This window comes from Aminobacter sp. UC22_36 (assembly GCF_044056035.1).
Lineage (GTDB): Bacteria > Pseudomonadota > Alphaproteobacteria > Rhizobiales > Rhizobiaceae > Aminobacter.
In genome coordinates, this window is record NZ_CP171996.1 from 2670020 (window position 1) to 2690255 (window position 20236).

The window sequence follows — 20236 nt, forward strand, 5'->3', positions numbered from 1 at the left end:
GGGTGCCGCCTTGTCAACGCAAAAGCCTTCCGCTACGCCCCGATCATGACAGTTACAGTTCGCTTCGCTCCTTCGCCCACCGGCCGCATCCACATCGGCAATGCGCGCACGGCCCTATTCAATTGGCTGTTCGCCCTCAAGCACAAGGGGCGTTTCGTCCAGCGCTTCGACGACACCGATGTCGAGCGCTCGCGCCAGGAATTCGCTGACTCGATTCTCTACGATCTGCATTGGCTCGGCATTTTCCCCGACCAGACCGAGTACCAGTCGCGCCGCTTTGCCAGCTACGATGCCGCTGTCGACAAGCTCAAGGCTTCAGGCGTGCTCTATGCCTGCTACGAAACGCCTGAGGAACTCGATCTGCGCCGCAAGGTGCGCCGTACGCGCGGCCTGCCGCCGGTCTATGGCCGCGAGGCGCTGAAACTCACCGACGACGAGCGTTCAGCCTACGAACATGATGGGCGCAAGCCGCACTGGCGTTTCCTGCTGCCCAATTTCGCGTCCGATCCATTCGAGACCCAGCGTACGGACATCCATTGGAACGACGTCGTACGCGGTGAAGAGACCGTCGATCTGGCGTCGCTATCCGATCCGGTGCTGGTGCGCGAGGACGGCACCTATCTCTACACGCTGCCTTCGGTGGTCGACGACATCGAGATGGAGATCAGCCACGTTTTCCGTGGTGACGACCATGTCACCAATACCGGCGTTCAGATCGCGCTGTTTCGGGCGCTCGGCGCCGAGCCGCCTGTTTTCGGCCATCACAATCTGCTGACGACCGCCTCGGGCGAGGGGCTGTCCAAGCGTACTGGCGCACTTTCGATCGAGAGCCTGCGCGACGGCGGCATCGAGCCGATGTCGGTGGCTTCGCTTGCCGTGCTGGTCGGTACCTCGGAGAACGTGACGGCGGTGCCAAACCTGCTCGATCTCGCCGAAAAATTCGAGCCGGCGGCGACGTCGAAGTCCGCCGCCAAGTTTGATCCCGACGAATTGGTGGTGCTCAATCGTGCGCTGCTGCACCATATGTCGTTTGATGAAGTGCGTGACCGCTTGATGGTGCTCGGCGTCAGCGGTGAGCATGCCGAGGCGTTCTGGATGGCGGTGCGCGGCAATCTTGACCGGCTGTCAGATGCGGTCTCCTGGTGGCGAATCCTGCGTGAAGGGCCGCAGCCTGCGGCTGATATCGCCGAAGAGGATCGCGAGTTCGTCGGCCAGGCGCTCGACCTGCTGCCCGAAGAGCCTTGGGACGGCAACGTCTGGAAGGATTGGACGGCCAAGGTGAAGAAGGCGACCGGCCGCAAGGGCAAGGCGCTGTTCATGCCGCTGCGGCTCGCGCTCACCGGGCTGGAGTCGGGCCCGGAGCTCGCAGATCTATTGCCGCTTGTGGGTCGGGAAGGAACGTTGGCCCGACGGCCCTGACCTTGCGGTTGGGGTCTGGCGCCGGACGCGGCGCTGCCGGTGCCGGCGGCTCTGCCACCACGGGCTTGGCTTGCGGGCGCTCGGCAGCGGGCGCCCTTCGCCGGCAATGACTGAAAAATTCCTGTTCTGGCTGATGTTGCAGCCGCAAGCCGGCACGCGTGGCAGGTCGACACGCTTGTAGCGGTAGGCGGTCTGCAGATTGCGATAAGGCTGGCCCGAACGGGCGGAAACCATGCTTTCCTGCGGCTGGCCCGCATTCAGGTGGTAGAAAAGCTCGATCTCGGTGCCGGGGCAACTTGCTTCGCAGTTCTTCTCATCACGCTGGAAATCGGACAGGTCTGCAGCGTTCGACATCGGAAAGAAGTAGCCGTCGCAGGTGCGTACGCAAAGCGTGCGATACTCGCCGATCCCTTGACTGCGCCCAATTACGATGTGGTTCGGGTAGCTCTCGTTGAAACTCAGGCTTGTCGTATCCCCGCCACGGATGATCGTTGCGCCAACGCCGGGCGGTTCGGTGGTGGTAGCCTCGCTCTCGTCTCCGTCGGTTTGATCGTTGCAGCCGGCCATCTGCATCGCGTCGAGAATGCGGATGCGCTCACGCCGCGCGTTGTGGTTCGGACGTGTCGACTGTCCGTCGAGCTTGCCGAGATTGTCCTCCATCACAGCGATCTTGGCATTCAATGCGGCGCACTGGGCGATCATGTCGCCCGAAATCGCTCGACCGCAGCCAAGGTCCGAGGCTCTTATCCGGGCAAGGTCGATCTGGTCTTGCTGGGTGTCGGCGGCAGCGGCGAATTCGTCCGGCTGGACAAAGCTGCCAGTCGCCTGCGCGGGCAAGTGCGCAAGCTCGGCCTCCAGTTTCAGGCATTGCGGCGAGGCGGCGAATGACGTGTCGAGCGCAAGCACCGACAATACGACAGCCATCAACCAGGCGGAGCCTGTCCGCTTCAACATGGTTTTGGTTTCGCCGCGCCCGAACATGCCGATCCCGCAAGGATGGACTCAACCCTAGCGCTGGCGAGGTTAACCGTTTCTTGGGAAACGGCTAACCTCGCGCTGATGCTCAGGATATCGCGTGCGCCCGCTGCGATGCCTCGACGACGGCAAGGGCCGTCATGTTGACGATGCCGCGCGAGGTGACGGACGGCGTCAGGATGTGCGCAGGCTGGGCGGTGCCGAGCAGGATCGGTCCGACATGCAGCGCATCCATCATCGTCTTGACGGTGGTCAGCGCGATGTTGGCGGCGTCGAGATTGGGGAACACCAGCAGATTGGCTTCGCCCTTCAGCGTCGAGTGCGGGTAGACGCGCTGGCGCAGAACCTCCGAGAGTGCCGAATCGCCATGCATCTCGCCGTCGCTGGCCAGTTCCGGGGCGATCCGCTTCAAGATCGAGGCCGCTTCGCGCATCTTTTGGGCGCTTTGCGAATCGCGCGAACCGAAATTGGAATGCGACAGCAGTGCTGCCTTGGGCTCAATGCCGAAGCGGCGGATTTCGTCGGCCGCCAGCATCGTCATCTCGGCGATTTCTTCGGCGGTCGGATCGACGGTCACATAGGTGTCGGTGAAGAACAGAACGCCGCGCTGTGAAATCAGCATCGACAGGGCGGAAAGATCGCGATCCTTGACGCCATCACGCGCACCAACAATCAGCGTGACGTTGCGCAGATGGCGCTCGAAACGGCCTTCCAGCCCGCAGATCATGGCGTCCGCATCGCCGCGCTTGAGGGCGATGGCGGCGATCACCGTGTTGTTGGTGCGTACCATGGTACGCGCCGCCTCAGGCGTGATGCCCTGACGGCCGCCGAGGTCGATCAGATGGTCGACATAGTGGCGATAGCGCGGATCGTCCTCGGGGTTGATGACCTCGAAATCGATGCCGGGACGGATGCGCAGCCCATAACGCTTGAGCCTGACTTCGATGACGTGCGGACGGCCGATCAGGATCGGCTTGGCCAACCCTTCTTCCAGCACAACCTGGGCCGCGCGCAGCACGCGCTCGTCCTCGCCGTCGGCATAGATGACGCGCTTGGACGTTGCCTGCTTGGCGTTCGAAAAGATCGGCTTCATCACCAGGCCGGAGCGGAAGACGAAGCGGCTGAGCTTTTCGGTATAGGCGGTGAAGTCGCTGATCGGGCGAGTTGCCACGCCGGTTTCGCAGGCAGCCTTGGCGACGGCAGGCGCAATCCTGAGGATCAGCCTGGGGTCGAAGGGCGAAGGAATCAGGAAGTCGGGACCGAAGGTAGGCGTCTCGCCGGAATAGGCGCGGGCGGCAACATCCGACGGCTCTTCGCGCGCCAGTGCCGCGATGGCACGCACCGCGGCCATTTTCATCTCTTCGTTGATGGCGCGTGCGCCACAGTCGAGCGCACCACGGAAGATGTAGGGGAAGCACAGCACGTTGTTGACCTGGTTCGGGAAATCCGACCGGCCCGTGCAGATCATCGCATCGGGACGCGCGGCCCGCGCGACCTCGGGCATGATTTCAGGGTTCGGATTGGCCAGTGCCAGGATCAGCGGCCTGTCAGCCATCTGGCTGAGCAGTTCAGGTTTGAGAACGCCGGCCGCGGACAGGCCGAGGAAAACGTCGGCTCCACCAATCACATCGGCAAGCACGCGGGCGTTGGTGTCCTTGACGTATGGATCCTTCCACCGATCCATCTCTTCGACACGGCCCTTGTGGGCGACGCCGAAGCGGTCGGTGACCCAGATGTTTTCAAGCTTGGCACCGAGCGAAACCAAAAGGTTGAGACAGGCGAGGGCTGCTGCACCTGCGCCGGAGGTGACGATCTTGACGTCTTCGATCTTCTTGCCGGCAAGCTCCAGGCCGTTGAGCACCGCGGCTGCGACGATGATCGCCGTGCCGTGCTGGTCGTCGTGGAAAACCGGGATGCCCATCTTGGCCTTGAGCTGCTCCTCGACGTCGAAGCATTCGGGTGCCTTGATGTCCTCCAGATTGATGCCGCCGAATGTCGGCTCGAGCGCCGAGATCGTGCTGACCATCTGCTCGATCTCGGGCGCGTCGATCTCGATGTCGAAGACGTCGATGCCAGCGAATTTCTTGAACAGCACGGCCTTGCCTTCCATCACCGGCTTGGACGCCAGCGGACCGATATTGCCAAGGCCAAGCACGGCAGTGCCATTGGAGATAACGGCGACCAGGTTGGCGCGGCCGGTATAGTCGGCGGCGGTTTCCGGGTCGTCCTTGATGGCGAGGCAGGGGGCTGCGACACCTGGCGAGTAGGCCAGCGCCAGGTCGCGCTGGTTGCCGAGCGGCTTGGTCGCCTGGATTTCGAGCTTACCGGGAACCGGGTGCTTGTGGAAAAAGAGCGCCGCCTGATCAAGATCGGAGAGCGCTTCCTTCTTCTTGTTGTCCCCGGCCATAGCTAGCTCCTTAGAATCCAATAGCAAAGGCTGTTATTAGCACGCCCGATGCATTTTTCGAGGCGTCAGCGGCCAAATGGATGTTGAATCACTTTCAAGCGCTGGAACTGCAATTATTCCAACCGCTTGACGCTGCTTGCTGATATTCCGAATCAATCCATGGCGTCAGAAGGCGCTGACGTAGAGCCCGCCATCGACCGGAATGTTCTGGCCCGTCAGGTATCCGGCATGTACCGAACACAAGAAAGCGCAGATCTGGCCGAATTCCTCCGGTGTGCCAAGCCGGCCGGCAGGGATTTCAGCACTCAGACGGGCGCGCCGTGCTGCACCTTGCTCAGGGTCCTCGATGCTGCCCGGTTCGTGTGGCCCGCGCAGGCGATCGGTGTCGAGCTTGCCCGGCAGCATGTTGTTGATGGTGACGTTGCGGTTGGCAACTGTCCGTGCAACGCCCGCCAGGAACGCCGTGAGCCCGGCACGGGCGCCCGACGACAGGTCGAGGCCGGGGATCGGCGTGTAGACCGACAGTGAGGTGACGTTGACGATGCGGCCGAATCCGCGTTCGGCCATGCCGTCGATCACTGCTTTAACGAGCTCGATCGGGGTGACCATGTTGTTGGTCACGCCTTCGAGGATCTTGGCACGGTCGAGTTCGCGGAAATCGCGATAGGGCGGACCGCCATTGTTGTTGACCAGGATGTCGGGAGACGGGCAAGCTGCCAGCAGTGCCCTCTGCACCTCGGGATTGGAGACGTCACCGGCAATTTCGGTGACCTTCACGCCGAATCGCTTGCGGATTTCGTCCGCCGTGCGGCTGAGTGCTGTGGCGTCGCGGCCGTTGAGGAATAGTTCGCAGCCGGCTTCGGCGAGCGCGATGGCGCAGCCTTTGCCGAGGCCGCGGCTCGACGCGCAGACGATTGCCTTCTTCCCGCTGATGCCGAGATCCATGATGTATGTCTCCTGTAGGTGATGACCCACCCTAGGACCGTCGGCAGGCCGCCGCAACCGTCATACGCCTGTTGCATGAATCTGGGCATAGCCAGCGCGACAGCAACGGGTGAAATGCCATGTCCGGCACCGGCACACGCAGTTTCCGAACGCTTTTCATCTCCGATGTCCATCTGGGCTCGAAGGGTGCGAAGGCCGATTATCTGATCGACTTCCTGCGCCATCATGAGGCTGAGAGCATCTATCTCGTCGGCGATATCGTCGATGGCTGGCGCCTGCGCCGTTCCTGGCACTGGCCGCAGACGCACAACGACGTTGTCCAGAAATTGCTGCGCCAGGCGCGCAAGGGTACGGCCATCACCTACATCGCCGGCAATCACGACGAATTCGCCCGGATGTTCCAAGGCGTGCATTTCGGCGGCATCGTCGTTGCCGACCGCGCCATCCACGAGGCCGCCGATGGCAAGCGCTTCCTGGTCATCCATGGCGACCAGTTCGATGCGGTGGTGCAGAATGCACGCTGGCTCGCCTATCTCGGCGACTTTGCCTATGACGCCGCCATGGCCACAAACCGGATCGTGGCGCGCTTCCGTCGCACCTTCGGCATGCCCTACTGGTCGTTCTCGTCCTGGGCCAAGGTCAAGGTCAAGAAGGCCGTCAACTTCATCGGTGCCTTCCAGGACGTGTTGACGGAAGAGGCACGGCGCTCCGAGGTGGACGGCGTGATCTGCGGCCACATCCATCATCCGGCAATCGAGAATTTTGACGGCATCCAATACATCAACACCGGCGACTGGGTCGAAAACTGCACTGCGGTAGCCGAGGATTTCGACGGCAGTTTCGTCATCCTGCGCTGGCCCCATGTTCTGGCCAGCAAGCTGGTCAATGAACCTTTCGTGCCGATGGTTGTCGACCAGCGCGTCGACAAGGCAGCCTGAACGGAACAGCATGCATGTGCAACACGAAACATGTCTCGCGCCATTGGCGGGAGGGGCCGGGCCATGCTGTCATCGATATGCCGCGCGCCGCACTGCCGGTGCATAGGCGAGCGCAGCGGCTCGGCGCTGATGATCGTCCGGCGGACGTGCAAACGTCAACGCAGCTTGGCGTGCGGGGCGGTTGGCCCCCAGCTTTGGGCCTTTGCACGGAGCCGGCGGCTTTCGTGGGGAGGGCACCCATGATAATGGATCAGGCAAATTGGTGAGGCTTGCTTGGTTCGGGTCGCGCCCGGACCCGCATACCTGCCATGACACTTCCGCCACTCACGCCAGAACAGCAGATCAAGCCGCGACGCTTTGAGCTGCGAATCTCGTTGCTATTCGCGGCACTTTTCGTGCCGATGGGCGTGCATCTGCCGTATTTTCCCCTGTGGCTCGAAGCCAAGGGGTTCGATCCCGAACAGATCGCCATCGTCTTGTCGGCACCGATGTTCCTGCGTGTCATCACCACGCCGCTGATCGCCGCCATGGCCGACCGGGCCAAGGACCGCGCCAACGTCTTCATTTTCCTTGCGGCGTCAGCGCTGCTGCTGTCGCTCGGATATTTCCTCGAGCCGTCCTATCTCATCGTGCTCGCTGTTTCGCTGGCGCTTTCGGTGGTGTGGACACCGCATTCGCCGATTGCCGACTCGCTGGCGCTGTCAGGTGTCCGCCGCTTTGGAGCGGATTACGCCGCAATGCGGATCTGGGGCTCGATCGCTTTCCTCGCCGGCAGCCTCGGGGCAGGGTTCATCCTGTCGCTGACGGGTGCGGACGCAGTGCCGGCGATCATTTCGATCGGCCTGCTCGGCTGCTTTCTGATGTCGTTCATCACGCCTCGCCTGGGCAGGCCTCGGCGTGCCTCGCCGCTGTCGGCGACGGACATGCAGCAAGCGGCGCCAAAACTGTTCAACCGCTACTTCCTGCTGATGGCGGGCGGCACTGGCGTCATCATCGGCAGCCACGGCTTTCTCTACGGCTTCGTGTCGATCTACTGGAAGTCGCTGGGCATCAACGAAACGGTGGTCGGACTGCTGTGGAGCTGGGGCGTCGCGGCCGAGATCGTCATGTTCATGTTCTTCACCCGACTGTTCGGTTCCAGGTCGACGGCACTGGTGCTGGTGCTGGCCGGCGCCGGCGCCATCGTCCGCTGGATTGCTTACCCATTGATCTGGCCGCTTGGTCTTGGTGTTCCAGGCTTCTTTGCCGTCCAAAGCCTTCACGCCGTGTCGACCGCACTTGTGCTGATCGGCGTGCAGAAGCTGATCGCCGAGTCGGTGCCTGAAGAACGCACCGGTGCAGCGCAAGGCGTTGCCTACTTCGCCAACGGCATGTCGATGGCCATCGTGACGCTGATTTCGGGGCCGCTCTACCAGCGCTTCGGCGTTGACGGCTTCTATTTCATGGCCGTCGTCGCTGCTTGCGCCATCGTGCTTGTGGCGCTGGCGTCCCGCTCAGCCCCAAAGTTCGGGCAGGGGCGGCGACACCATTGAACCCTCGTAGATAAGCCCTGGCGAGCGGTCACGCGCCAGAAGCAGCGGGCCGTCGAGGTCGACGAACTCGGCTCCCTGGGCAAGCAGCACCGCCGGTGCCATGGCCAGCGACGTGCCGACCATGCAGCCGACCATGACCTGGAAGCCAAGGGCGCGGGCCTGGTCGCGCAGTTCGACCGCTGCCGACAGGCCGCCTGACTTGTCGAGCTTGATGTTGACGGCGTCGTAGAGACCCTTGAGCTTGGCGAGATCAGCGGCGACGTGAACGCTCTCGTCGGCGCAGATCGGCACCGGGTGGGCAATGCGTCCAAGGATCTGGTCGGCTCCGGCGGGCAGCGGTTGTTCGATCAGCGCAATGCCAAGCTCGGCGGCGATTGCCAGGTTTTCCTCGATGTTGGCGTCGGTCCAGCCTTCATTGGCATCGAGGATGAGGCGGCTGTTGGGTGCCGCTTGGGTCACGGCGCGGATACGGGCAATGTCGTTGTCGCCACCGATCTTGACCTTCAGCAGTGGTCTGGCGGCATTGGCGCGCGCCTGTGCCGCCATCGCCTCCGGTTCGCCAAGCGACAATGTGTAGGCGGTCTCAAGGGCCTGTGGCCCCGTAATGCCGAGCCTGTCCTTGACCGGCACTTTGCTCATTTTCGCTTCCAGGTCCCACAGCGCGCAGTCGATGGCGTTGCGCGCCGCACCCGCCGACATCAGCGTCAGCAGGTCGACGCGCGAGGCACCGTTCTCGATCGCGCCGCGCGCTTGCTCTATCGCCTGGCGCACGCCTTCCATGGTCTCGCCATAACGCTTGTAGGGCACGCATTCGCCGCGTCCGATGAAGCCTGATTCGGTGATTTCGCAGGTGATGACTTCGGCTTCGGTCTTGGAACCACGCGAGATGGTGAACGTTCCGGCGATGGGGAAGCGCTCGTCTACGACCGAAAGGACACGCGACATGAAAATCTGCTCCGTTCAACTGCTTGGCGAGGTTGCGAAAATCGACATGCCGCAGCCGACGCGTTAAGTAGTGTGCCATGTTGACCATCGGCAAACGGGAAGCAAGCGGCGGGGCAGCCGACGGCCGAGACCACCGACCGCAAGTTGCGGTGGCGGAGCGTGAGGGCGTGCTCGCCTGCGTGTTCACCGGCATCTGGACCACCCGCACCGTCGCCTTCATCGACGCCGAGATGCGCAAGATCGAAGCCCGCAACGGTTTCAAGACCCTTGCGCTCGACCTCGGTGGCATCGAGAAGATGGACACCGCCGGCGCCTGGGTCATCGACAGGCTTGTCAGCGCCAATGAGAAGAAGGGCGTCGAGGTCAGGATGGAAGGCCGCAGCGAGGTGGCCAAGATCCTGCTCGGCGCCGTCGGCGAGGCGGTACGTCGCGAGGGCGAATCTGCCCCGGCCGGACCGCCCAACATCATCATGCGCATGCTGGAGGCTGTCGGCCGGCGCGTCTACGAGATGCGCGACGACTTCCTGGCTTCGATGAACATCCTCGGTGCGACCATTCGCGGCGCCCAGATGAAGCTCGGTCGCGGTCACGCGGTCAACCCTGCCGCCATCTTCAACCAGATCGACCGCATGGGCGTCGGCGCCATTCCCGTCGTCGTGCTGATGTCGGCGATCGTCGGCGCCATCGTTGCCCAGCAGGGTGCCTACCAGCTTGCCTATTTTGGTGCCGACATCTTCGTCGTCGATCTCGTCGGCGTGCTGGTGCTGCGCGAATTGGGTGTGCTGATGACCGCGATCATGATTGCCGGCCGCTCAGGCAGCGCGATCACCGCCGAGATCGGCTCGATGAAGATGCGCGAAGAGGTCGACGCGCTGACGGTCATCGGGCTCGATCCCATCGGTGTGCTGGTGTTCCCGCGGCTCGTGGCCTTGGTGATTGCGTTGCCGTGCCTCACCATCATCGCCAACTTCGCCGCCCTTGGCGGTGGAATTCTTGCGGCCTGGCTTTATTCCGACATTCCGCCGGCTGCCTTCATCGATCGCCTGCGTCTGGCAATCGACCTCAGCACCATCTCGGCTGGTCTGATCAAGGCGCCGTTCATGGCGCTGATCATCGGCACCATCGCCTCCGTCGAGGGCATGAAGGTCGGCGGCAGCGCCGAATCGCTTGGTCTCCATGTCACCGCGTCCGTAGTCAAGGCGATCTTCGTCGTCATCATCCTCGATGGCCTGTTTGCCATGTTCTATGCAGCGATCAACTTCTGACATGGCAAGCCGCACAAGGACCATTCAAGTGGAAAGCCACGGTGCGGAAACTCGAGGCGAGGTCGTGCTTTCAGTGCGCGACCTGACGGTTGCCTTTGGCGAAAAGGTCATTCTCGAAGACCTCGACCTGGACATCAGGCGCGGTGAGATCCTCGGCTTCGTTGGCGCTTCGGGGGCCGGCAAGTCGGTGCTGTTGCGCACCGTCCTCGGCCTGATCCGCAAGCAATCCGGCACGATCGAGCTGTTCGGCGTCGATCTCGAGCAGGCCAGCGAGGAAGAGCGTCTCAGGATCGACATGCGGCTCGGCATGCTGTTCCAGCACGGCGCGCTCTTCTCGGCGCTGACCGTGCTGGAAAATGTCCAGGTGCCGATGCGCGAATATCTCGACCTGCCGAAAAAGCTGATGGACGAACTCGCCATGCTCAAGATCGAGCTGGTCGGCCTGCCGCCGGATGCGGCACGCAAGTTTCCGTCCGAGCTCTCCGGCGGCATGATCAAGCGCGCCGCACTCGCGCGAGCGCTGGCACTCGATCCCGACATCGTCTTCCTCGATGAGCCGACATCAGGCCTCGACCCGATCGGCGCGGCCGAGTTCGACGAACTGGTCGGCAAGATGCGCGATACGATGGGGCTCACCGTTTACATGGTCACCCACGATCTCGACAGCCTGTTTTCGGTCTGCGACCGGGTCGCGGTGCTGGGCAACAAGAAGGTGCTTGTCGAAGGCACCATCGAAGACATGCTGAAGAGCGAAGAACCGTGGGTAAGGTCGTATTTCCGCGGAAAACGCGCGCGGCAGCTTGATCTTGCCGCAAGGGCATAGAATGGAATGATGTGATGGAGACCAGGGCAAACTACGTCATTGTCGGAATCTTCACGCTGTTTGCCGTTCTGGCCGCCTTTGCGTTCGTATACTGGACGGCGGCAATCGGCGAGCGCGGCGAAACGGCGACATTGCGCGTTCGCATTCCGGGCTCTGCATCGGGCCTGGCCAGGGGCAGCTTCGTGCTGTTCAACGGCGTCAAGGTCGGCGACGTCAAGCGTGTCTACCTCGATATCTCCAATCCCGAAGTGGCCATCGCCGATACCGAAATCGACAAGCTGACGCCGATCACGCAGTCGACCCAGGCCGATATCGGCCTTGCCGGACTGACAGGCCAGGCCAATATCGAGCTCAAGGGTGCCAACATCAAGGAACCCAATCTGCTCGATCAGGCCGAAGCGGAAGGCAAGATTGCCGAGATCATCGCCAATCCGTCGGCTGTCACCAACCTGCTGCAGACCGCGCAAGACATCTTCAAGCGTGCCGACACCGTGCTGTCCAATCTCGAAGGCTTCACCAACGACGTCCGCGGCCCGCTGACCGATACCGTCAACAATGCCCAAAAATTCTCGGAATCGCTGGCGCGCAATGCCGACGGTGTCGACAAGTTCCTGGCCAGCGTGAGCGCGCTGTCGGAGCAGTTGTCCGCCGTGTCGGGCAAGCTCGACGGCACGATCGAGGCGGCGGAAGGGCTGCTCAAGTCGGTCGACCGCGACAAGGTCAAGAACATCGTCGCCAGCGTCGACACCTTCACCAAGAACCTCAGCGCCCAGAGCGACCAGCTCGACGGTATCGTCAAGGGCGTTAACACCGCCGTCGCGTCGATCAACGATTTCGCCCAGAAGACCCAGCAGACGCTTTCCAAGGTCGATGGGGTGCTCGATGGCGTCGATGCGGCGAGCGTGCGCGAATCGCTCGACAACATCCGCAAGGCCAGCGAAAACGCCAACAAGGCCGCCGCCGACGTCGCCAAGGTCACCGACAAGTTCGGCAATCGCGCCGACGACATCGACCAGATGATCTCGGACGCCAAGCAACTGACGTCACGTCTCAACCAAGCGTCGGTGCGCGTCGATGGCGTCATGGCCAAGGTCGACAAGCTGCTCGGTTCGGGCGAGGCGGAGGGCGTCATGTCCGATGCCAGCGCGACGTTGAAGTCGTTCAAGCAGGTTGCCGACACGCTGAACTCGCGGCTCACCACGATCATGGACGGGCTGTCGCGCTTTTCCGGACAGGGTTTGCGTGACGTCGATGCGCTGGTGCAGGAACTCCAGGCGTTCGATCGGCCGTATCGAGCAGGCGATCTCCGACCTGGAGCGCAACCCGCAACGCATCATCACCGGCGGCGAAGGTTCCGTGCGCGAGTTCGACGGACGGGTGCGTCGTTGACATCGCCGGCATGCCACAGCATGACAGTAGATGAGGGTGGTTCGCGCAAGGCGCGGGTGAGTCTTGTCCGGGGACAGCACGTGAAGGCTGCTAGATCTACTTTACTGCTGACCGCAGTGGCGCTTGCGCTGTCCGGCTGCACCTCCTTGTTCGTCAGCACGCCGCCGCCGCTCGACACCTACGAACTGACCGCACCCGCGGTTGACGGCCGCAATGGCCCGAGCCGCCGCCAGATCCTCATTGCCGAACCTTCGGCGCTCAAGTCGCTTGACGGCCAGAGCATCGTCATCAAGCCATCGCCCGGCTCAATTCAGTTCCTCAAGGGCGCGCAGTGGTCAGATCGGCTGCCGCGCATCGTCCAGGCCCGGCTTGCCGAGACTTTCCAGCGTGCCGGTGGCTATGTCGGCGTCGGCAAGCCCGGCGAGGGCCTCGCCATCGATTATCAGGTGATCGCCGAGGTGCGCAGCTTCGAGATCAAGGTCGGCGGCAGCGAGCGCGCCGAAGTCGAGCTGTTCGTCAGGCTCCTCAACGACCGCAATGGTCAGGTGCGCGCCTCACGTGTCTTCACCGCCAGCACGCCGGTCTCCGGAACCGGCAACGATGCCTATGCGGCAGCGCTCGATCGAGCTTTCGGCCAGGCTGCCGCCGAAATCGTCCAATGGACCGAATCTCTGATCTAGTCAGACAGTAGGGGAATAGGGCGGTAAGGCACCAGGTGCCTGAACTGCGAATTTCGCTCGCCTTACACCGGCCGTTGCCAGCCTGGCTCGGTTGCACCCTTGCCTTTGGCGGTGCCAGCCGCGAGGCCTAGATACTTCAACACTGCAAGTCATGGGCTCAGGTAACAAAAGGGCAGTAGGTAGCGGACCTACTGCCCTATTGCCTTAATGCCGTACTGCCTTGCGGCCAGCCTTACTTCAAGCGGCCTGCCGCATGCGCGAGCATGGTGTAGACCTTGCCCGTGTCCGAAGTCAGGTAGGTCTTGGTCATGATGTTATCGCGGTCGCTGCGCGAGACGTCATTGAGCAGCTTCTCGAAGTCGTCGCAATAGCGGTCGACGGCCGAGCGGAACTCGCCATCCGACTGATATTTGCGGCGGATCTCGTCGAAGGTCTGCTGGCCCTTCAGCGTATAGAGCCGGCGGGTGAAGACATCGCGCTCGCCACGGCGATAACGATCCCACAGTTCGACCGAAGCGTCGTGGTCGATGGCCCGTGCGATGTCGACAGACAGCGAGTTGAGCGATTCGACGACATGCATGGGCGAACGCTGGGTCGGTACCGCACGCGGCTCGGCTTGACCCGCGGCGCGGGCCGGCTGTTCCTCACGCGATGCGCCGGTCAACAGGTCGCGGACCCATCCACCTTGCTGCTGGGCGCCACGGCTGGCCGGTTCGCGTGCCGGCTGTTGCTGCTGAGCGGCGGGAGCAGGGCGCTCGATGTCGAGCGTGCCACGCAGGGCGGTGCCAGCAAGCGGTGCCGGAGGCTCACGACGCTCGGGCTGCGGCGCAGCCGGACGGCGCGGTGGCTGTGCCTGCGGTGCGCGTAGCGAGGCGTCGGACACGTCGACGCTACGGCCGGACTTGGCGACGATCGCCGACAGTTCCTTGAGCGCGTTGATCTGTTCCGAAACTGCGCGGCGGATGGCCGTTGTCGATTCCTTGGCCTCCTCCGGCATGTCGAGCACGCCCTTCTTGAGTTCAGCGCGGGTGCTTTCGAGCTCGGTCTTGATCGAGCCAGCGGTACGGCGCATGTCCTCGGTGGCGTCGGCAAAGCGCTTGGTCGCGGTCTCGACGACATCGGAGATCGCCGCGCGGATCTTCTCCGCCGATTCCATGGTCTTGCCTTCAGCGTTCTCCAGCGTCTGGCCGACGAGGCGCTCGAACGACTGCATGACGCGCTCAAGGTCTTCCGACTTCTTGACCAGGCCAACGGCGAGGTCTTCCAGCGACGACTGGCGCTCGAGCGTGTGCTCGAGGTTGCTCTGCGCCGAGGAAAGCAGGTTGGACGCGCTCGACAGCAGGCGGCTGTGCTCGTCGAACTTGGTGGCGATGGAGGCCACCTCGCGCAACGTGGTCGACGACAGGTCGGTCAGGCGGTTGGTGTTGGAGTCGACCAGGCGCGCAGCGCTGGAGAAGGTCTGTGCGGCCTTTTCCGTGGTAGCGGCGAAGTTCGAGGTGCTGCCGGTCAGACGCTCGTCGACATTGGCGAGGTTTGCCGCCGCCTGCTCGATGAGGCTGCCGAGCTGCGAGCTCGACGTGGTCATGCGGCCGATGAGATCGGCGACGCTCTCGGCGAGCGTCGAGCGGGCGCCTTCGACAGCAGACAGCGTCTCGGCGGTACGGTTGGCGAGCGCGTCGACGAGGACGGCGTTCTCCGAGCGCAGCTTTTCAGTGGCACGCGCGGTCGCCTCTTCCATCGAGCGGTGCAGCTCGGTGCCGCTTTCGGCGAAACGATCGACCAGCGGACGCGCCGTCTCGTCAAGGATCTTGGCGATCTCGTTCGAGCGTTCGGTCAGCATCGCGTTGAGTTCACGCGTGTTGGTGCCGATGGTGCGGGCGGCCTCGTTGGTGCTCTGGCCGATATGCTGGCCAACTGCGGTGAAGGTCTCAGCGATCACGTTGGCGCGGGCGACGAGTTGTGCCTCGGCCTGCGAGACCTGCTCGTTGAGCTTCTGGCCCATCGATTCGGCACCGTAGGCGAGACGGTTTTCAGCGCTCGACAGGTGCTCACCGATGCGGGCGGCGACGCCTTCGGCGCCGGCTGCAAGACGCTCGTCGACATTGGCCAGCGTCTCTTCGATGGCGCGGGCGCGGGCTTCGAGGTCGGCGGACGTGCGATGGGCACGGGCAACGACGCGCTGTTCGGTTTCGGTGAAGGCGTTGGCGATCAGTGCGGCATGTTCGCCGATGCCCGAGGTGCTCTCGGAGACACGGGCGGCAAGCTGCCTGCCTGCCTCGTCGAAGGCCTGGCCGATTTCCGAAGCACGACCGAGCAATGCTTCGGACGTCTGGTCGACACGCGCGGCGATCCGGCCATCGGCGTCGTCAAAGGCGCGGCTGATTTCGGCAGCGCGGCCAAGCAGGGATTCGGCCGTCTGGTCGACACGGGCAGCGATCCTGCTGTCGGCATCCTCAAAGGTCCGGCCGATCTCTGCGGCACGACCGGCGAGCGTGTCGGCGGTCTGGGCGGCACGCGCGGCGAGCCGTTCGTCGGCTTCCTCGAAGTTGCGGACGATTTCGCCGGCGCGGCTGCCGAGTGTTGCCGAGCTGTCGGCGACGCGGGCGGCAATGCGTTCGTCGGCGGCGTCGAAGATACGGCTGAGTTCGCCGGCGCGGCTGCCGAGCGAATCGGCACCTTCGGCGATGCGGGTCGCGAGCTTTTCGTCGGCGGTATCGAAGATGCGGCCGAGCTCGGCGGCGCGAGCGGCAAGGGCATCGGCGGATTCGCCAATGCGCATGCCGAGGCGCTCGTCTGCGGTGTCGAAGTTGCGCAGGATGTCGCCGGCGCGGGCCGACAGTGCATCCGCGGTTTCGATGGCACGGGCGATCAGCGAACGGTCTGCCTGATCGAAGGTGCCGGCGATTTCGCTTGCCTTGGCCGACAGCGTGTCGGCGGTCTCTTCGGCACGTGCCAGAAGCGCGTTCGACGTTTCGTCGGCACGGGCAGCAAGACGGCGATCGGCTTCTTCGAAGGCACGCGAGATGTCTTCGGCACGGGCGAGCAGGGCGCTCGAGGTCTGCTCGGCGCGCTCGGCGATGCGGCGATCGGCGTCGGTGAAGGCGCGGCCCGCTTCGTCGTTGAGCGCGGCGGTCACTTCCATGACCTTGTCGCGCAGGGCGCCAGCGACGAACACCGCACTCTTTTCGAGCACGCCACGGACGTTTTCGATGCCAAGCGACAGCGCACGTTCCATCGTGCCGGTGCGTTCTTCGATCACGCCGGTCTGGCGACGGAAGGTTTCCTCGATCTTTTCGATGTCACCGGCAATCGCGTCGGAAATGTCGACGCGGCGCGCCGCGATCTGGTCGATGTGGCCTGCGATGGCGAGATCGATGTCGCGGCGAGCTTCGCCGAGCTTGCCGAGGTCTTCGTCAAGCGCGCGAGCCATGGTGTCGCGGCCTTCGGCGAGCTTACCGACATGTCCGGCGACGATGTTGTCGATGCTGGTACGGCTGTCGTTGAGCATGGCAAGATCGGCTTCGAGCGCCTTGGTCAGCGTGTCACGGCCGGCGGCCAGCTTGTCGACCTGGCCGAGCATCATGCCGTCGATCTTGGCAAGGTCAGCCTCCAGCGCGCGGCGCAGGATGTCGCGGCCCTCGGCCAGTTTCTCGACCTGACCGGCAACGAGGCCATCAATCCCCGAGCGGCTTTCGGCCAGCTTGGCGAGATCGTCTTCGAGTGCCATGGACAAGGTGCTACGTTCGGCAACCAGGCGCTCGGCGTGGCTCGAAACGAGGCCCCTGACGCTGTCGAGGTCTGCCTCGAGCGAGCGGGCAAGCATCGCGCGGTCTTCGGCGAGCTTTTCCGACTGCGAGGCGACAGTGCCGCGGATGGCGTTGAGATCGGCCTCAAGCGCGCGCTTGAGGATATCGCGACCTTCGGCCAGCTTCTCGACCTGACCGGCAACCAGGCCGTCGATGCCCGAGCGGCTTTCGGCCAGCTTGGCGAGATCGTCTTCCAGTGCCTTGGACAAGGTGCCGCGCTCGGCGATCAGCTGTTCGGCATGGCTTGAGACGAGACCCTTGACGCTGTCGAGGTCGGCCTCAAGCGCGCGCTTGAGGATATCGCGGCCTTCGGCCAGCTTCTCGACCTGACCGGCAACCAGGCCGTCGATGCCCGAGCGGCTTTCGGCCAGCTTGGCGAGATCGTCTTCCAGCGCCTTGGACAGGGTGCCGCGCTCGGCGACCAGCCGTTCGGCATGGCTTGAAACGAGCCCCTTCACGCTGTCGAGGTCGGCCTCGAGCGAACGGGAGAGCATTGCGCGATCTTCGGCGAGCTTTTCGGACTGCGACGTGATCGTGTTGTGGATCGCGTTGAGGTCGGTTTCAAGCGCACGCTTGAGGATGTCGCGGCCTTCGGCCAGCTTCTCGACCTGGCCGGCAACCAGACCGTCGATGCCGGCGCGGCTATCGGCCAGCTTGGCGAGGTCCGTTTCCAGCGTCTTCGAAAGCAGGGTGCGTTCGCCGGCAAGCTTCTCGGCATGGCCTTCGATCAGGCCATGGACGTTGGCGATATCGGTTTCCAGGCTGCGCGATAGTTCGGCGCGGTCGGACGCGATCTTGGACGAATGACCGTCGACCAGCGCCTTGATGCCGGCGAGATCGGTTTCGAGCGCATTGGCGAGGATGGCGCGGCCTTCGGCGATCTTTTCGACCTGACCCGCGACGAGGCCATCGATACTGCTGCGGCTGTCGGAGAGTTTGTTGAGGTCGGCTTCAAGGGCGCGCGAAAGGATGTTGCGGCCTTCGGCAAGCTTGCCGACATGGCCAGCGACCATTTCGTCAATGTTCGTACGGGCCTGGACGAGTTTCTCGGAGTCTTCGACGAGCGCCTGGGCAAGCTGTTCACGGCCCTGGGCGAGCTGCCTGAACTGGCCGCTGAGGGTGTCGTCGATAGCCTGGCGCGACTGGTCCAGCTTGCGCATGTCGTCGTCGAGGGCGCGCGTGATCAGGCTGCGGCCTTCGGCGAGCTTCTGCACCTGGAAGCCGACGGCGGCCTCGATGCTGGCGCGGCCCTCGGCAAACTTGCTGAGGTCGTCGCGAAGCGCGGCGGCCATGCGGTCGCGAGCTTCGGAAAGCTTGGTAGTGTGGTCTTCCACGGCCTGTTCGATGCCGACACGGGCTTCGGAGAGGCGCTGGATGTCGCCGTCGAAGGCGCGCGACACCGAATGGCGGGCGGCTTCCATGCGGCCGGCGAAGTCGCTGGCGCGGGCTTCGAGCATCGTCGACGTCGAGGTGATGATGTCGGCGAGGTCGGTGCCGATCTGGGTCTTGCCCTGATCAATCATTGCCGACAGGGAGTCGCGACCCTCAACGAAGGTCGTGGCGATTTCGCGGGCGCGTTCGACAAGCGTCTCGTTGATCTGGCGTGCGCGGGCTTCAAGTGCGGCATTGAGCTTGGCGGTGCCGGTGTCGAGTGCTTCGGCGCGGGTCTGGAATTCACCGATCAGCGCCTGGCCACGTTCGGCCAGCGTCCGTTCGATGCCGTGCAGGCTCGCTTCGAACTCGGAATTGATCGTCTTGGCAGCGCCGCCGAGCAGCGAAACCATGCCCGAGGTGCGGTTGTCGAGCAGGTCGGTCAGCGAACGGGTCACCTCATCGGTGCTCTGGGTGAGCTTGGCGATGCGTGTGTCGAGCAGGCTGGCGAAGGCTTCGCCCGAGGTCGACAGGCGGTCGCTGAGCGAATCCATGCGGTTGTCGATCGCCTCGAACAACCCCATGCCACCTTCATTGATGCGGTCGATGAGCGTGTCGCCGGAATTGGTGATCGTCATCGACAGCTTGGTCGAGGCATTCAGGATGCTGTCGCGGATGATGTCGCTTGCCGATCCGAGTTCGTCGCGCAGGGTCTCATGCGCGCCGGAAATCGAAGCGCGGACACGTTCGGCGTGGGAAACAACGGCTTCGCGCTCGCTGCCGAGGCCATCGACGAGCGAACGGATACGAGCCGAATTCTCAGAATAGGAACGCTCGATCTGGTTGACTTCGGTGTGGACGAGGGTTTCGAGCTCGACGGCACGAGCCAGCGTGCGCTCGATGCCTTCGCCCATGGCAGCGACTTCGCGGCGCACGGCCTGGCCGACCATCATGACGCGGTCCTGCGCCATGTTCTCGGGCTCGGCGAGACGGAAGGCAACTTCGGTCATCGACTGCGCGGCAATGCGCATTTCCTGGGCGCGGCGGATCATCGCGGCAAAAGCCCAGAACAGCGCGATCGGCACAACTGTCGCGATGAGCAGCATCAACAGGCCGGGACGGGCGAGAGCGTCGTCGAACGTCCGGATGGTCCAGATGCTCGGAGTGACCATGCGGTCGGCGAGCGCGACGGCGCCGGCAACCCAGGCGACCGAGACCAGACCGACCATCCAGTAGATGGTGCTGGACGCGCGGCGATTGAGGCTGTGCAGCAGCGACTTGTAGTCTTTATGACGGTCGTCATTGGCCGGCTTGAAGCCTTCCGGCTGCAGCGAGCGCGTCTCGACAGGGCGCAACTGGGTCGGCGGCTCGGCAGTGGCGCGTGCCGCCGGAGCGGGCTCCGCCTTCGGCGCAACCGGCTTTTGCTTGCGACCTTCGCGCGCCAGTTCTTCGGCCGCCTGTGAAATCTGTGCTTCGAGATCGTCCATCGATGCGGCCATGTCGAGGCCGCCGTCATCGGCGCCGCTCAAGTCGAGATCGAGCGCCTGCTCGAGCTCCTTGGCTACGTCGAGATCGAGGTTCTTGGTCGGAGTGGATTTCTTCGCCATGCCTTCGCTACCCTGTACTAAAGACGCGGAATCTCTGGACTTTTTGTCCTATTTTTGACCGCGTCCGAGGCTCAATATGGACCGCCCGTATCGTAGTGACACAATCGGGTAAAGAAAACATGCATTCGCCCCGA

Annotated in this window: 11 protein-coding genes and 1 pseudogene; 7 read left to right on the top strand and 5 right to left on the bottom strand. The window is 63.6% G+C overall.

What is annotated here, in order from left to right:
* The first annotated feature begins 45 nt into the window (after nucleotides 1-45).
* Nucleotides 46-1419 carry a glutamate--tRNA ligase gene (gltX, locus tag ACHMW7_RS16455; protein WP_395451242.1) on the top strand — a complete coding sequence of 458 codons (1374 nt, stop codon included), beginning with the start codon at nucleotides 46-48 and terminating at the stop codon, nucleotides 1417-1419.
* Here the strand turns inward: gltX and ACHMW7_RS16460 are convergent.
* From ACHMW7_RS16460 to ACHMW7_RS16470, 3 genes are all read right to left on the bottom strand, one after another.
* The gene (locus tag ACHMW7_RS16460) at nucleotides 1372-2343 is read right to left on the bottom strand and encodes a DUF2865 domain-containing protein (RefSeq protein ID WP_395451243.1); all 972 of its coding nucleotides are present in this window, start codon (nucleotides 2341-2343) and stop codon (nucleotides 1372-1374) included. The two genes, gltX and ACHMW7_RS16460, sit on opposite strands and share 48 nt — an antisense overlap.
* A gap of 139 nt (nucleotides 2344-2482) precedes the next feature.
* A complete protein-coding gene (locus ACHMW7_RS16465) occupies nucleotides 2483-4801 on the bottom strand; it encodes an NADP-dependent malic enzyme (protein WP_395451244.1) in 2319 nt (772 codons plus the stop codon).
* A gap of 165 nt (nucleotides 4802-4966) precedes the next feature.
* Nucleotides 4967-5746 (bottom strand): SDR family oxidoreductase, encoded by a 780-nt coding sequence (locus ACHMW7_RS16470; protein WP_395451245.1) that lies wholly within the window; start codon nucleotides 5744-5746, stop codon nucleotides 4967-4969.
* Nucleotides 5747-5865: 119 nt separating this feature from the next.
* On the opposite strand from ACHMW7_RS16470, the gene ACHMW7_RS16475 reads away from it, so the two are divergent.
* Both ACHMW7_RS16475 and ACHMW7_RS16480 read left to right on the top strand, forming a co-directional pair.
* On the top strand, nucleotides 5866-6684 hold the full coding sequence (locus ACHMW7_RS16475; protein ID WP_395451246.1) for a UDP-2,3-diacylglucosamine diphosphatase: 819 nt from the start codon (nucleotides 5866-5868) through the stop codon (nucleotides 6682-6684).
* Nucleotides 6685-6992: 308 nt separating this feature from the next.
* A complete protein-coding gene (locus ACHMW7_RS16480) occupies nucleotides 6993-8216 on the top strand; it encodes an MFS transporter (protein ID WP_395451247.1) in 1224 nt (407 codons plus the stop codon).
* On the opposite strand, the gene dgcA is transcribed toward ACHMW7_RS16480, so the two are convergent.
* The gene (dgcA, locus tag ACHMW7_RS16485; RefSeq protein WP_395451248.1) at nucleotides 8178-9161 is read right to left on the bottom strand and encodes an N-acetyl-D-Glu racemase DgcA; all 984 of its coding nucleotides are present in this window, start codon (nucleotides 9159-9161) and stop codon (nucleotides 8178-8180) included. The two genes, ACHMW7_RS16480 and dgcA, sit on opposite strands and share 39 nt — an antisense overlap.
* 77 nt (nucleotides 9162-9238) lie before the next feature.
* Here dgcA and ACHMW7_RS16490 point away from each other — a divergent pair, with 77 nt between their 5' ends.
* From ACHMW7_RS16490 to ACHMW7_RS16505, 4 genes and pseudogenes are all read left to right on the top strand, one after another.
* Nucleotides 9239-10426 carry an ABC transporter permease gene (locus tag ACHMW7_RS16490; protein WP_395451249.1) on the top strand — a complete coding sequence of 396 codons (1188 nt, stop codon included), beginning with the start codon at nucleotides 9239-9241 and terminating at the stop codon, nucleotides 10424-10426.
* Nucleotide 10427: 1 nt separating this feature from the next.
* Nucleotides 10428-11249, top strand: coding sequence for an ABC transporter ATP-binding protein (locus tag ACHMW7_RS16495; RefSeq protein ID WP_395451250.1), 822 nt, complete (start codon nucleotides 10428-10430; stop codon nucleotides 11247-11249).
* A 14-nt stretch (nucleotides 11250-11263) separates the two neighbouring features.
* A pseudogene (locus tag ACHMW7_RS16500) lies at nucleotides 11264-12638 on the top strand (MlaD family protein).
* Between the two features lie 20 nt (nucleotides 12639-12658).
* The gene (locus tag ACHMW7_RS16505) at nucleotides 12659-13318 is read left to right on the top strand and encodes an ABC-type transport auxiliary lipoprotein family protein (RefSeq protein WP_395451251.1); all 660 of its coding nucleotides are present in this window, start codon (nucleotides 12659-12661) and stop codon (nucleotides 13316-13318) included.
* Between the two features lie 232 nt (nucleotides 13319-13550).
* Here ACHMW7_RS16505 and ACHMW7_RS16510 read toward each other — a convergent pair whose 3' ends face one another.
* Complete coding sequence (locus tag ACHMW7_RS16510) at nucleotides 13551-20102, bottom strand: kinesin (RefSeq protein ID WP_395451252.1); 6552 nt, start codon at nucleotides 20100-20102, stop codon at nucleotides 13551-13553.
* Nucleotides 20103-20236: the final 134 nt, after the last annotated feature.